This window comes from Lysinibacillus sp. F12 (assembly GCF_057773605.1).
In genome coordinates this window covers 639247-654086 of the sequence record NZ_JBYMLP010000002.1, presented here as the reverse complement: position 1 = coordinate 654086, position 14840 = coordinate 639247, and the positions used below count along the sequence as shown (strand labels likewise).

The window sequence follows — 14840 nt, the reverse complement described above, 5'->3', positions numbered from 1 at the left end:
AGCTTTCTTTTTCTAAAATTCAGCGTAAAATAAGTATTAAGTAAGGGATTGTTGTAAAACAGTTGACGAGAAGTCGCATAAATTTTGGTGATTGTTATAGTACAAAAAATAAGAGAAGGGAGCTTTTTACATGTGGGTTATTACAGTATTTGATAAAAAGGATGTTCGTATTTTTGAGTATGCAAATAAAAATGAGGCAACGGAAGCTTTGGCGAAATTCAAAAAAAATGCAGTTTTAACATATACAAAATAAAAGTTCAGTTCTTTTTTACTTACAGCCCTCGACAGTTGAGGGCTGTTTTTTTAATGAACAACAATTGAAATGGCACTATACACAAGTAATAAAGCCATGATGATATTAAATATTTGTCGATGCTGTTGCAATAGTTTTTGGAAAACGGACCCACATAATGCCCAACTGAACGTACTAATAATTCCTACGAAACCTAAAAGGAGTGAGAAAAGCAGATAGCTTATGTAGGAAGAATAGTAAGGAAGGATGTAAGTGGCAACAACGGTAATCCCAAATAGTATTCCTTTTGGATTGATAAATTGTAAGAAGGTTCCTACAAAAAATAAGTTCCGCTTTTCTTCGACCTCGTTGTTTGCGTCCTGCTCTTTGCTTGTCACAATTTTAAAGGCTAAGTATAGCATATAGCCGACACCAAAAATGGTTAAGGGTAATTTAATAATCGGTATAATATTCTGCATGATTATGTTGAAAAAGCTACTCAAAGTAATAATCATAAAAAAACCAATCCCTACACCTAAACAGAAGGGCAAAGTTTTTGATAAGCCGTGCTGTTTGGCAAATACCATAGCCATAAAGTTATTAGGACCAGGGGTGAAGCTTGTAATCGTAATAAATACTAAAAAGGAAAATACAGGCAAATACCATCACCTCATTTATGTTGTATGTTATAATGTCCGAAATGGACATTATAATGTTGTTTGTTTTATTATACATAACGTACGTTATATTGTATATAAACGGAGGTTAGATGATGGAGGATATTCAACTGATTTTTGCTCGAAATTTAAAGACTATTCGAGAGAGAGAGAAATTAAGTTTAGAGAAAGTATCACAACTTAGCGGTGTAAGTAAAGCTATGATCGGGCAAATTGAAAGAGGGGAATCGAGCCCGACATTAACGACCATTTGGAAAATAGCTAATGGGTTAAAGGTTTCATTTACAGAGCTCATTCATCAACCGCAGGCAGAGACAGAGCTCATCTTAGGCAAGGACATTCATGCAATACAGGGAGATAATGGGAAATATGTCGTCTACCCTCATTTTCCTTTTCAAAAGGATAGTCGCTTTGAAATTTATAGTATCGAGATAAAGGAGAAGGGAACATTACACGCTGAGGCGCATAGAGAAGGAACAGTGGAATATTTAACCGTTTTTGATGGTGAGTTAACGATTCGAATACAGGAAAAGGACTATCGATTAGCAAGCGGTGATGCAATCCGTTTTAAAGCTGATTGTCCCCACACATATATCAACCCAGGGAAGACTTTAACACGTCTCAGCATGACCATATACTATCCACATTAATAGAACCGTATAAACGCCTTTCAGAGCGTTTATACGGTTTCATTTTTTTACAGTATACTTGCTAAACGTTTGATACCCTCGCGGATTACTTCAGGTGTTGCATTTGTATAGTTTAATCGCATAGTATTCACGTTCGTTTTAGATGTATAGAATGGATCCCCAGGCACGAAGGCCACCTTTTGTTCCATCGCTTTATGGAATACATCAAGAGCTGGTGTACCATCCTTCATTGTCGCCCAAATGAACATGCCTCCCTCTGGTCGTGTATATTCAACATGAGGAGGGAAAAATTCTTGCATCGCAGCAAGCATCGCTTCTGATTGATTTTTATACAAACTAATTATTTTATTAACATGTTCCGTGTAATCATTACTTGCTAAATAATCATAGATAACATATTGCGAGAAAATATTAGTATGAAGATCAGAGGCTTGCTTAGCAGTTTCTATATGCTGTAAAAGCTCTTTGTTTTTTGTAATGATAAACCCAAGGCGCATGCCAGGTGTGACTGTTTTAGAGAAAGAACCTAGTAAAATACTATTTTCTAATTTACCAGCACCGATATATGGAAGTGGCTCGCCTTGGAAACGAAGCTCCCCATACGGATCATCCTCAATTAAAGCAACATCGTATTTGGCAACCAATTCGTAAATTTGCTCACGCTTTTCTTTCGAGTATGTGAGACCAGTTGGATTTTGGAAGTTTGGAACGGTGTAAATAAATTTTACATTTGGTTGTTGTAGGGCTTGCTCTAATTCTTCTAGATTAAGACCATCGTTTTCTAGTGTTACCCCATGGAAGGTTGGTTCAGCTAATGTAAAGGCTTGAATAGCTCCTAAGTAACCAGGCTCTTCAATAATAATGCCATCGCCCTTATTAATAAGCACCTTTCCAATTAATTCAAGTGCTTGCTGTGAACCTGTTGTAATAAAGACGTCGTCAGCATGTATATCAAGTCCGTGAACACGTTGATATTTAGCAGCAATGTACTCTCGTAATGGTGCATAACCTTGTGTTGAAGAATACTGAAATAGGCGGCTACCGTTTTTTGTAATAGCGTGATCTACTGATGCTCTTAACGCATCAATTGGGAAAGAGATAGGATTTGGAAGCCCGCCTGCAAAGGAAATGACATCCTCTGCATCTGTCACTTTTAAAATATTTCGAATAAATGAGGATGGAGTATTTAAGATTCTTTCAGAATATTGCATAATGATCGGTCCTTTTTTTCTGATTTTTTAAAAATTATATCATTGTCATCGATTGCATACAATATTATCATTGTATGCAAGACAATTAAACTATTGTATGCAAATTAATAGAAAGAAGGCGCTTTGCGAATGCCTATTAATTCATTTGATGCGTATCCTATGAGTTGGAAGCCAGATATTAGTAATAGCACGGCTCCATTATATATAGCCATTGCACAACAGCTAGAGGAAGACATTAAAGAAGGAAAGCTAACGCCAGGAACAAAATTACCACCACAACGCGAATTAGCCGATTTTTTAGATGTGAATTTAAGCACGATTACACGTGCATTTAAGCTCTGTGGACAAAAGGGATTAATATATGCCTCGATTGGTAGTGGTACATTTGTTTCAACGGATGCAGCTAGCAATAAAATTTTATTACCAACAAACCGTACGACCCCCATGATTGAAATGGGCTCCGTATTACCAGACAACTTTGTCAATGAGGATATTACTCGCTATATGAAAAAAATGGTAGGTGAACCTAGCTTCAATAAACTATTTCAATATGGACGACCTGAGGGCAATGCATGGCAAAATGAGGCCGTGCTAAAGCTCTTCGAATGGGTGAACTTTCAAACAGATCAGCCCATTTTGCTTGGCGCGGGCGGACAAAATGCCATTGTCGGAACACTTGCGGCATTATTCCAGCCAGGGGATCGAATTGGGACAGATCCCATTACTTACGCTGGGATGAAAACGGCCGCGAATATGCTAGGCATACAGCTTGTTGCTATTCAACAATGCCGGGGCGAAATGACAAAAGAAGGACTGTTGTATGCTTGTAAAAATGAACATATTAAAGGTATCTATGTCATCCCTGATTTTCATAATCCAACAACACATACGATGTCGGTGGAAACAAGAAAAATGATTGCGGAAGTAGCTAGACAGAAAAATTTGGTGGTCATTGAGGATGCAATTTATAGTTTTCTAAAGGAAAAACCATATGCACCGATTGCTTCCTATGCACCTGATAAAGTAATCTATATTGCAAGCCTATCGAAAACCATCTCACCAGGGTTACGACTCTCCTTTATTGTCACACCTCCTGCTCTTCGTAAAAAAATAATGGAGACTCTCTATAATATCAATATATCAGTCTCTCCAATTATGCTAGAGCTTGCAGCAAGATTGATACATGAGGGGGTCGCACAAACGATATTGGAAAAACATCGAGCATATGCAAAACAGCAAAATGCACTAGTTAATCATTATTTAGCAGAGTATCACATTCTAGGTGATGAGGAATGTATTTTTAGATGGCTCCTCTTGCCAGACAAATTCACAGGTGTACAATTTGAATTGCTGGCTTCGAAAGCCGGTGTACAGGTATATGCAGCAGAACGATTTGCAGTCGGCAATGCAAAGCCAGTAAATGCTGTGCGTATGGCTATAGCAGCTCCCGAATATCAGCTGGAGCAAGCATTAATTATCTTAAAGGATATTCTCGAAAGTAATGGTGACTATGCATTTGTTGATTAACCGTCCTATTTATTTTATGAGCAAGCCTATAGCTATGGCAGGTATCAATGTAATCCCGCAGAATGTATATAATTTTTTGGCTATGATTCATATATGTTTTAATGTGAATGAGATGCCAATATAACAAAGAGGTATACAAAAAACATGCTTTGCTAAGTCAGTAGATTAAGTGTAAAAGGACTCGCATGTGATAAAATATAGCTAACATTAAAGTTAAAATGAGGTGAAAGAAATTGCATAAAGGAAGAATCATTTTACATATTGACCTTAATTGCTTTTATGCCTCAGTAGAACAAATTTATGATCCATCATTAAAAGGAAAACCTATAGCCATTGCAGGTAATCCAAAAGAACGTAGGGGTATCGTTATTACATGTAGCTATGAGGCTAGAAAAAGTGGTGTTTATACTACCATGAATGTCGGTGAAGCAAGAAGAAAATGCCCAGAGTTAATTGTATTACCTCCAAATTTTGATCGATATAGAGCTGCCTCAAAATCCTTTTTTGGATTACTGAAAGAGTATAGTGACATACTTCAACCAGTTTCTATAGATGAAGGTTATATACAATTGCCTATAATCGAAGGACAAAATGTGTTAGAGCATGTACATGGTATACAAAATCGAATTTGGAACGAGCTACAATTGCCTTGTTCAATAGGCATTGCGCCCAATAAGTTTTTAGCAAAAATGGCCAGTGATATGAGAAAGCCGATGGGCATCACAATATTACGTAAACGTGATGTCCCATCAGTTTTATGGCCATTGCATGTTAAAGAAATGCATGGAATTGGGAAGAGCACTGCAGAAAAATTAAAAGAATTAGGTATACAAACAATTGGAGAGTTAGCTGCGGCTGATGAATACACATTAAAACAGAAATTTGGCATCAACGGACTTCGTTTGAAACAGAAGGCCAATGGCGAGGATGATCGACCTGTTGATCCAGAAGCAATATATGATACGAAGAGTGTAGGAAATTCAACAACACTCTCACATGATACGACTGACCGAGATGAATTATATAAAATATTGACAACACTTTCTGAAAAGGTAGCAGAGAGGTTAAAAGCTAAAAAACTTGCTGGTGTGACTGTGAGTATTATAATTCGTACAGCTTCTTGGGAAACCTATACTCGGAGTAAATCAGTCAATAACGCGATATTTTTAAAAGAGGATATAGTTGAACAGGCATGGAATCTATTTAATAAAAATTGGAATGAGGAACCTGTCCGATTACTTGGTGTGACTATTTCAAATGTTAGTGACATTAAAGAGATGACACAGCAGTTAACTTTTTTTGATTTTGAAGAACATATTAAAGATGAACCGATTATTAAATTGGTAGATCAAATTGAACAGAAATTTGGAAAAGGTGTTATTTTGAGAGGGTCCGATATTGTAAAGCCAGGAGGGAAACATCAGGCAAACACCAGTTTTAGTAAGGACTTTTGGGATGATCACATTTAAAAGATGGTCAATTTTCACGGGATTAAAGGATTTAGGGGTATACTGCAACGGTTGATGAGAGCTATATGGAGATGATAGAGCTAATCAGGCATGCATGACAATTTCCCAGGAAATACAAGATAGCTTTTTAACCAGATGAAAATCAACGAAAGTAGGTGTGTACTTCCATTATGCAGTATAAAGAGTATGGTGATATCAGCGGTCCGGTAATGATGTTTCTTCATGGGGGTGGTGTCGGGGGATGGATGTGGGAACAACAAATTCAGTACTTCTTCAATTATCACTGTGTGGTACCTGAGCTTATGTCCAATCATCCATTTTCCATTGAGCAGTGTGCACAACATCTCGTACAGCTTTTAGAGGAAAAGGGGAATGGCAAGCAGATCATTGTGATTGGTTTTTCATTAGGTGCTCAAATTGCCATACAAATGTTAAGTATAAAGCCTAGTTTAATCCACTTTTCGATAATTAATAGTGCTCTTGTTATCCCTTCTCCTACTACAGCATGGATGATTCGGCCGCTTCTGCGATTCTCATTCCCGCTTATTAAAAATAAAGCCTTCGCAAAGCTTCAAGCGAAAACGTTATACATCGATGATCGCTATTTTAACGACTATTATCATGATAGCTCTAAAATGACATACGATACATTAATTCAGGTTTTACAAGAGAACATGACGTTTTCAATCCCGCACAATTTCCACAATGCACGGGGGAATATTTTAATTACTGTTGGCAATCAAGAGAAAAAAATAATGAAAAAGTCCGCACAAGCGCTTGTACAAAGCCATCCAAATGCGAAAGGGGTCATTTTAAACAACATAGGACATGGAGTAACATTTGCTCAGCCTGCATTTTTCAATTGTTTTGTAGCTAATTGGATAAAAGAAGGACAATTGCCAGTGGGCACAGTCATTCAATAGTAAAACTCCATTATGAATAACGATACTCATAATAGAGTTGAAGTTTTTAAGAAATATAGTGAGGATATAAATCCTTGTGCTGCAATATCCATTCTTTCATGTCGATGATCATTTCTTCGTAGCTAGGGACTGTAAAGGAAAAATCATTTCTAGTATTTATTAATGTTTTATTAACATTAACAAGCGGATGAGGAGTAATCTTTATTGTATGGTCCATAAAGTGCTTATTCAATAACTGAAGAAGATCGTATTTAGATATAGGTAATGTATTTACAAGATGATAGAGTCCAGATATTCCTTCTTGGGCCGCTTGCTCGATGGCTTTTGCTAAGGTGAGCGTTGTAACCCCGGTCCAAATAGCACCAGTATAGCCGTTAATAGGGCCTTTTTGATGCATAAACCAATTGAAAAGCCCAATTCCATCCTTCTTCAAATCAGGACCAATAATTGAATTACGGAAAGTTAAATGCTTCTTATGATTAATTTCGCCTAAACCCTTTGTGCGGTCATAAAATGTAGTTCCGTCCTGTACACTTTTTTCATAATAGGGTGCGTTTTCTCCTGAAAATACACAATCTGTACTCATATGAATAAGCTTCGTCTGGCGGTTTTCAAAGAGAGATACGATCGCATGTGGTAAATAGCTATTTAAGAAAATACTCTTTTCAGAATTTTCCTCACAGGCTTTATTTAATATACCGATACAATTAACGACGATATCATAATGATGGTCTTGAAGAAGTGAACATAAAAAGTTTAGGTCCGTAATATCACCAGTAATATTCTGTCCAAATGGGAAAGCAGTTCTCGTATACGTGGTCACATCATGTCCTTGCTCTCGCAAATAGATGGAAATGGTATGACCAGCCATGCCAGAAGCACCTAGCACTAAAAATTTCATGGTGTTCCTCCAGTCCAATGGAGCAGCTCTTCCTGAATTAGAGATAAGGTTAGTAACTTTTCTTTAATGGCCACCACGTTTAACATTTGTGTATTATTGGAATTATATTCATCCGATAACGTAATCTTAGGAGAGCCTTCATCCAGGTATTTTCCATAATTCAAATCCCGATTATCTGCTGGAATTCGATAAAAATGACCTAAATCTATGGCCTTTGCTGCTTCTTCCTTAGTACATAATACCTCATATCGTTTCTCCCCATGCCTTGTGCCGATAATGTGAATGGCATTGTTCACTTGGAAAATTTCAAGGAGAGCTTGTGCTAAATTCTCGATCGTAGCAGCGGGTGATTTTTGCACCATAATATCGCCATTTTGGGCATGTAAGAAGGCATATAATACTAATTCGACTGCTTCCTCAAGGCTCATCATAAAACGAGTCATGTGAGGATCGGTAATGGTTAAAGGTTTGCCGGCTTTTATTTGTTCGATGAAAAGTGGAATGACCGAACCTCTTGAAGCCATCACATTACCGTATCGAGTGCCGCAAATCAATGTTTGCTTAGGGTCGACCATCCGCGATTTAGCAATAAATGTTTTCTCCATCATCGCCTTGGATATCCCCATTGCATTGACAGGGTATGCTGCCTTATCTGTTGATAGACAAATAATTTTTTTAACGCCAGCTTGAATAGCCACAGTTAAAACATTGTCTGTTCCTATAATATTTGTTTTCACTGCCTCTAAAGGGAAGAATTCACAAGAGGGCACTTGCTTAAGCGCAGCAGCATGAAACACATAATCTACGTTATACATAGCAGGGTGGAGGCTTTGTAAATCACGTACATCCCCGATATAGAATTTAATTTTAGAATTCTGATAAAGCTTTCGCATATCATCTTGCTTTTTCTCATCCCTTGAAAAAATGCGTATTTCCTTAATATCCGTATTTAAAAATCGATTTAATACCGCATTACCAAAAGACCCTGTTCCTCCAGTAATCAGTAAAGTTTTATCTTTAAACATTGTATGGTTTGTGACACCTCCCACATGCTTACGTCCGTTCATGATATTATTTCAATCCTCTTTCATGCAAATCACATTCTGAGTTTTCTCGTGGATAGTTGTACCAATAAGCGTATTCATGGGTATACTTGCTGGTTGGATTTTTGTCCATAAGCGCACAATTAAAATCCCAATCTCCTGCAATATCCTTACGTATCGTAAACTTCGCATCCCCGATGAAGCTTCTTCGAATAATTTTAAATTGTCCTGGCAATGAGTAACGATTTGATTCATCTTTAATAAACGCATAGCCATTCTTAATAATCATGTTGTAGTAGTAAATATCAAATTCACCATCCACCTGTGCTAATACATTGCGGATGGCAGGCAAATAATGGTCATCACTATCGATGATGGCAATATAATCACCTGTTGCTTCAGCAATGCATCGGTTATAGGCAACACTTGCACCTAGATTCGTTGGATGAACGATGATTTTTAAAGCTGGGCAGACTTTTTGATAGTCCTGTAAAATGGCTAACGTATTGTCTGTGGAGCCGTCATCTACAACGATAATTTCATAGGCATATTCTTTAGGAATACTGTCAAGCATTGTTAAGATCCATTCTTCACTATTAAACGCAGGTGATAAAAAGCTTATTTTCATTTTATCCCTCCATCCTGATTAGGTAGTTTAGTTTGTCAGGTTCACTGAACAGATTCTTTATTACAATATGCGGGGATAGAGGTCTATTGTAGGCAATTGCTTGTTAACATAAGTTTTTTAAGAGAGTAATTTTATGGATTGCATTTATTTTTGCTAGAGAACTATGGAGAAGGGGGTGACATTTTACTAAGTTATACACGTTTGACAGGTGTGGGCATAAACTAGGAAAGAGCGCTTTTTAAGAAAGAGGGATTCAATGACAAAAAGAATCGCATTTATTTGTAGCGTGGAATCAGCTAAACTTTCCGATGCACACATCTTCAAAGATCTATGTTTAGTGCCTATTTTACTAGGGGAGTATTTAGGCTATGAAGTTAGTATAGTGACGGCAGAGATGAATGAAGCTCTGCTGCAACAATCTTTTCCGACTGTTAAATTCGAGCGAATTCCAATAGGGATTGATTATGTTGCCAATATGAATGCTTATTTAGTCAAGCATGCCAAGGACATTGATCTAGTTTTTGCTATAGGACCTTACCCATCCTATCTTTCCATTCTTCAAACGTATAAGCAGTTTAATCCTAATGGCAAAGTTTATATGAAGTTAGATGTTAATCGATTTTGGTTAAGTCGATTAAAAACCTATCCATACTTTCTAGAATTGCTACAGCTTTGTGATCTTCTGACCTCCGAATGTGTATCGATTCAAACTGACATTCGAGAGTTTTCACAATTAGATGTTCAACATATCCCAAATGGCTTTTATGAGTATTTTCACACAGAGCCCGTGCAATTTCATGAGAAAGAAAATAGAATTCTATCAGTGGGCCGATTAGATGCACCAGAGAAGCAGACCACTTTTACAATAAAAGCCTTTCTAGCAGCACAGCTGACAGACTGGGAGCTTCGTTTGGTAGGACCTATGTCTGAATCGTTTCAGCAGGAAATAAAACAATTACTGGACAGTCATCCTTATCCTGCGCAAGTCACAATGGTAGGGCCAATCTCAGACAAGATGCAGCTAGAGGAGGAGTATCGCAAGGCAAAAATCTTTTGCTTAACATCCACAGTTGAATGCTTTGCACATGTTTTTGCAGAGGCGGCTAAAAACGGTTGTTATATTGTGACAACTGATGTGGATGGGGCTGCAGATATTACCCAGCAACAACGTTTTGGCTGTATTCATCCAACACATGATTGGGAAAGTATAGCTCGGACGTTACAGCAAGTCACTCAGCAGGAAGAAATGTTGGCAAATACTTGTCTACAGCTACAAGCCGATGCGCGGAGGGATTTGAACTGGCAGCATATCGTGAAAGATGTCGCAGCATATTTAAATGAAATTAAGTAGAACTTCTCTCGATGAAGAGGAGTATTCTTTTCTTTGTGCCATTTTTTCCTATATAATAAAACTAGATTTATAATGTTAGAAACAATCAGGGGAAGACACAAGGGGAGACAAGAATGGAAATACTACAAGCATCGATGAACGAACTAGAAGAGTTAACGAAGCTATTTGATGAATATCGTCAGTTTTATGGTATAGAATCGGACGAAAGTAGCGCAAAAGCATTTTTACAATTACGATTGGCCCTCAAAGAGTCAGTCATTTTTATGGCGTTAGTAGACGGCAAGATGGTTGGATTTACACAATTATATCCAACGTTTTCTTCTATAGCTTTACAGCGAGCCTATATTTTGAATGATATTTATGTCACGGAAGATGCTAGAGGCCTAGGGGTGGGCAAGGCATTGATGGAAAAGGTTTTTCACTATTGTGAGCAACAGAATGCGCGCTATGTGACACTGCAAACAGCAGCTGATAATGTGAATGCGCGTAAGCTGTATGAAAGGCTTCATATGAAGCAAGATGAATACTGTAATTATGTCAAATATTTTATGTAATCAGCATTTTATTTTAGGATGAATATGCTTTTTGTACAAAACTCCCCTAGATATTTCGTTATCTAGGGGAGTTTATTGATATTATTTAATTTCTAACGTATATGGCTGTGTACTTGCTTGGCCATAATATTCACTAACTTCAATATAGTATTTGCCTGCGTCCAGCTCCACAGTACCTACCTCAGCATCTCCAGCTCCGTAAAGATCCAAAGTTTTAACTGTTTTTCCGTTGGCATCTATCACTCGAATCACACCATCCAGTGCTTTTTCTGTTTGAAGTGAGAAGAAGATATTACGTTTTTGGACGTTGTTAAATTCAAAGTAATCCTTATCTCCAAATGGAATACCCGCATTTAAATATTGTGTGGCAACCCATTTGTCGTCTTCTTTCGTTAGGGCAGACGTTTTACTTGGTACACCATTCACTAATTTGGAATCTGCATCTTCGTCTGCTCGTTTATGGTCGAACAAAGTTAATGTATAGGGCTGAATGGACATTTGGCCAAGACCCGTGCTATTGACTTGAATAAAGTAACCTCGATCCTTTTTAGCCTTAAAGGATGTATTTACGTCTGTCGTTCCTACCATGCCAAGGAGTATCTCAAGAATATTATCGCTCAGTCCAAATGGAATGGCTGTTTCCATTTCCTTCGGATCAATTTTCATATTGCCGTTTGTATCCTCAATAATCGAACCTGCAAATTTTAAGTCCTTTTGTAGCTCTTTTGGCAGTTGATTTAATTGTTCATTGGTAAATGGAACAGAGGAAAGCAATAAACTCATAATTTCATCATTGCCCTCTTGCTTATAATAATAGTAATCCTCATCGTCTTGATAAATTAGATGATCCTTATAAGTTGTGCCAGGTTGAATTTTTAACGCCTTTGCTTCTTCATAATTCTCTGGATTATAATCTTTCGGAATATCACCTATTTTACTTGTTTTCAACGTATAAGGCTCAGTTGAACGTTCACCAGCATTTACAACAGCTACTACATAGGTTTTATCCTTCTTCAATGCCATTACTTTTGCATCGTTTTCATTACCGGCAGAGCCAAGAAGTAACGAAAGTAAGCCTAGGTCATTGGTTAAGGACGACACAGGAATTAGTTCCTTGGCTTTTTCATCATATTCAAACACAGTACCGGCAGGCATTTGGCTTGCATCTTTGTTAAAGCTAAAGCTATAAAGAGCGTCTTCTTTTGTTTTAAATAAGAAGTAGTCCTCATCATATTCTGTTTGGAAATAAGCTTTTTGATCCTCACCAATGTTGAAGCGAATAGCTTGCTTAATAATCGGATCAACATTTTCTAAATTGTCCGTCGTAAAGGAATTCATGAGCATATTCATCATGCCTTCAATTTCATTCCGTTTTTTTGTTGTACTTGGTGTTATTGGTAACTGGTCGACCGAGACATTTTCGTCATACATGGCATCCTCTAATGGTAGTCCATCCTCATCTGGTGGGAGCGTAACAACCTCACCTTTTAATGTGTATGGGATCATTGACTCACTGACTGTTTCCTCTTTTTCAATGCCACCACTGAAAAACATCTCCATTGAAAACTCGCTATTACTCTCATTAGATACACTTAAAATGTACTCTTGATCGGGTACAGCATCGATGATCATGCTCACTGCTTCACCTTTAGCTGCACCGTAGGAGCTTTGAATTGGGAAGGCTTCTTCTTCTTCGCTTTCCTCTTTTTTAGCTTGCTTTACCTCTTCTGGTGGAATCAGATTGAAATCCTCTTTTAAGTATAAATCCATAGAGGCAGTAACACCTGGTATACCAGATAGATCAAACTTCAATGTTGTCGGTTTTTTTACAGAAAACGTAAAATAATCTTGATCCTTTTGTTGATCTTTAGACAGTAGGGTATAGTTTTTTCCTGCCGTATTGTATGGGAACTTTTTAATAGACTCCATTGAAGACTTATTTAATGCATCGATTGGTAAATCTGAGTTTTTCGTAGTTTGTGCTGTAAAGATATAAGTAGATTTGCCTTTTAAGCTATAACTACCATTATGATCTTTCACACCAATTAACAATGTTCCTTTTTGGTCTGCTTTAAAGAGGTGACCTTCTTTTTTTCCTACACGAACATCATTAACTTTAATTGGCTCTACTTCACCCTGCTTGTTAGTAGGGTAGAAGTATAAATCAAAGGCATAGTCGTATTGTTCAGCACCTTTTAAAGTTAGCTGTGCATATTCATTTGCCTCTAAATCAACCTTATACCATTTTTTTTCATCTTGCTGCTCGAAAACACCTTGTTCGATATTTAATGTATTTTTGGCAAGAACTTTGGCATTTTTGATACGCTCTTCTTTGGATTCAGAATAATGTTTAGGTAATTTATTTAAATCGAACTGTAAGGCTTTCACAGGATCGACAAGCCCATGACCATAAGTAAGGTCATAACCTTTTTTACCTAAATCTTGTGCTGTCATTTCAAGAATTGCTTCAATCTCATGTGGCTTTAAATTCGGATGCTTTGATTTAAGTAGGGAGACGATGCCTGCCACTACAGGAGATGCCATGGAAGTACCACTAAACTTGACAAAAGATGATCCTTTTTTCTCATCGTGTACGGTACTGTAGATGTCTTCGCCAGGAGCCACGACATCAACAGAAGGACCGTAATTGGAATAGCTGGATAGTTTATTTCGATCATTCGTGGAACCAACACTTATAACGCCTTCATAGGAAGCAGGGAAGGAATAGTCATCCGTCGACTCATTTCCAGCGGCTGCAACAATCGTAATTCCACTATCAATAGCTTTTTGAACAGCATCCTGCATAAGTGGGGATTCACCATAGCCTCCAAGACTCATATTAATGACGTCCACACCTTGCTCAATGGCGTACAGAATACCTTGTGCAATGATAAAATCATTTGCTCCTTCTTTTCCGTTAAAGACATCAATAGGTAGTAGCTTCGCTTGTGGATTAATTCCATGTCCACCAATACCATTGTCTTTGGCTGCGGCAATAATCCCAGCAACATGTGTCCCATGGTCACCTGGATAAGATGTATTTGCCGGAGCAGCTGCATTATAAGGTGTGAGTACTTGAGATTTTAGGTCGGGATGTTTAAAATCAACACCCGAATCGATGACAGCTACTGTTACGTCATTTTCCCCAGCTAATGCTAATGCCTGATCCATTTGCAAAAGGCTTAGATGATACATATCTTTTATCTTTGGGTCAGCCTCTTTGTTGAAAGAATGATAGACATAACTAGGGGATACACTTGTAATCCCTTGCTGCTTTAAATAGTAAGAGACGGCTTTTTCAATGGATACACCTTTGTTAAGTTGAATCACATCATAGCCTAATGAAGGAATAGAGCGGATGACCTTGGAGCCAATTTTTTTATGTACGCTTTTATCAAGGCCGGAATGCTTGATAATAATCGTATCTTTACTCATCCATTTGTCTTCAGTTTTAAGATTCTTACCTGCATGTTGTGAATTGCTTGCTAATACGTTCTTCGCTGTTTGATGTGGTGCCTCCTCTGCAAAAGCTGAAGCCACAGGAACCATTAGCGCAGCGGATGCTGCGACAGCGACTGATTTTTTAAACCAACTTTTCAATTGTATCTCTCCTTGATGTTCTATAATAGGTCTCGACTATACTAATACGGATAAGCGATAGAAAAGTTTCGTAA

General features: G+C 37.7%; 13 protein-coding genes. 7 read left to right on the top strand and 6 right to left on the bottom strand.

The window, feature by feature from the left end:
* Nucleotides 1-130 precede the first annotated feature (130 nt).
* Nucleotides 131-253, top strand: coding sequence for a hypothetical protein (locus tag AC3CH7_RS10300; RefSeq protein WP_008178200.1), 123 nt, complete (start codon nt 131-133; stop codon nt 251-253).
* 50 nt (nt 254-303) lie between these two features.
* Here the strand turns inward: AC3CH7_RS10300 and AC3CH7_RS10295 are convergent, their stop codons facing one another.
* Complete coding sequence (locus AC3CH7_RS10295) at nt 304-891, bottom strand: LysE family transporter (RefSeq protein ID WP_012295016.1); 588 nt, start codon at nt 889-891, stop codon at nt 304-306.
* A gap of 113 nt (nt 892-1004) precedes the next feature.
* Between AC3CH7_RS10295 and AC3CH7_RS10290 the strand changes: the two genes are divergently transcribed.
* Entirely contained in the window at nt 1005-1559 is a 555-nt protein-coding gene (locus tag AC3CH7_RS10290; protein WP_031417460.1) for a helix-turn-helix domain-containing protein, read from the top strand.
* 47 nt (nt 1560-1606) lie between these two features.
* On the opposite strand, the gene AC3CH7_RS10285 is transcribed toward AC3CH7_RS10290, so the two are convergent.
* Nucleotides 1607-2770 (bottom strand): aminotransferase-like domain-containing protein, encoded by a 1164-nt coding sequence (locus tag AC3CH7_RS10285; RefSeq protein ID WP_012295014.1) that lies wholly within the window; start codon nt 2768-2770, stop codon nt 1607-1609.
* 129 nt (nt 2771-2899) lie between these two features.
* Here AC3CH7_RS10285 and AC3CH7_RS10280 point away from each other — a divergent pair, with 129 nt between their 5' ends.
* The 3 genes from AC3CH7_RS10280 (at nt 2900) to AC3CH7_RS10270 (ending at nt 6689) form a co-directional block, all read left to right on the top strand.
* A complete protein-coding gene (locus tag AC3CH7_RS10280) occupies nt 2900-4297 on the top strand; it encodes an aminotransferase-like domain-containing protein (RefSeq protein WP_012295013.1) in 1398 nt (465 codons plus the stop codon).
* A 233-nt stretch (nt 4298-4530) separates the two neighbouring features.
* Nucleotides 4531-5766, top strand: a complete 1236-nt coding sequence (locus AC3CH7_RS10275) for a DNA polymerase IV (RefSeq protein ID WP_012295012.1) — start codon at nt 4531-4533, stop codon at nt 5764-5766.
* A 170-nt stretch (nt 5767-5936) separates the two neighbouring features.
* On the top strand, nt 5937-6689 hold the full coding sequence (locus AC3CH7_RS10270; RefSeq protein WP_488381728.1) for an alpha/beta fold hydrolase: 753 nt from the start codon (nt 5937-5939) through the stop codon (nt 6687-6689).
* A 46-nt stretch (nt 6690-6735) separates the two neighbouring features.
* Here the strand turns inward: AC3CH7_RS10270 and AC3CH7_RS10265 are convergent, their stop codons facing one another.
* Genes AC3CH7_RS10265 through AC3CH7_RS10255 form a run of 3 tightly spaced genes read right to left on the bottom strand, consistent with a single transcriptional unit; the run spans nt 6736 to nt 9261 of the window.
* A complete protein-coding gene (locus AC3CH7_RS10265) occupies nt 6736-7590 on the bottom strand; it encodes an SDR family oxidoreductase (protein WP_488381727.1) in 855 nt (284 codons plus the stop codon).
* Nucleotides 7587-8615, bottom strand: coding sequence for a polysaccharide biosynthesis protein (locus AC3CH7_RS10260; protein WP_488381793.1), 1029 nt, complete (start codon nt 8613-8615; stop codon nt 7587-7589). The genes AC3CH7_RS10265 and AC3CH7_RS10260 overlap by 4 nt, the downstream gene beginning before the upstream one ends.
* Before the next feature lie 46 nt (nt 8616-8661).
* Nucleotides 8662-9261: a glycosyltransferase family 2 protein gene (locus AC3CH7_RS10255; RefSeq protein ID WP_012295008.1), complete on the bottom strand. Its 600-nt coding sequence runs from the start codon at nt 9259-9261 to the stop codon at nt 8662-8664.
* Between the two features lie 256 nt (nt 9262-9517).
* Here AC3CH7_RS10255 and AC3CH7_RS10250 point away from each other — a divergent pair, with 256 nt between their 5' ends.
* Both AC3CH7_RS10250 and AC3CH7_RS10245 read left to right on the top strand, forming a co-directional pair.
* Nucleotides 9518-10612, top strand: a complete 1095-nt coding sequence (locus AC3CH7_RS10250; RefSeq protein WP_036162046.1) for a glycosyltransferase — start codon at nt 9518-9520, stop codon at nt 10610-10612.
* Between the two features lie 113 nt (nt 10613-10725).
* On the top strand, nt 10726-11166 hold the full coding sequence (locus AC3CH7_RS10245; protein ID WP_012295006.1) for a GNAT family N-acetyltransferase: 441 nt from the start codon (nt 10726-10728) through the stop codon (nt 11164-11166).
* Between the two features lie 81 nt (nt 11167-11247).
* On the opposite strand, the gene AC3CH7_RS10240 is transcribed toward AC3CH7_RS10245, so the two are convergent.
* The gene (locus tag AC3CH7_RS10240; protein WP_036162045.1) at nt 11248-14766 is read right to left on the bottom strand and encodes a S8 family serine peptidase; all 3519 of its coding nucleotides are present in this window, start codon (nt 14764-14766) and stop codon (nt 11248-11250) included.
* Nucleotides 14767-14840 lie beyond the last annotated feature (74 nt).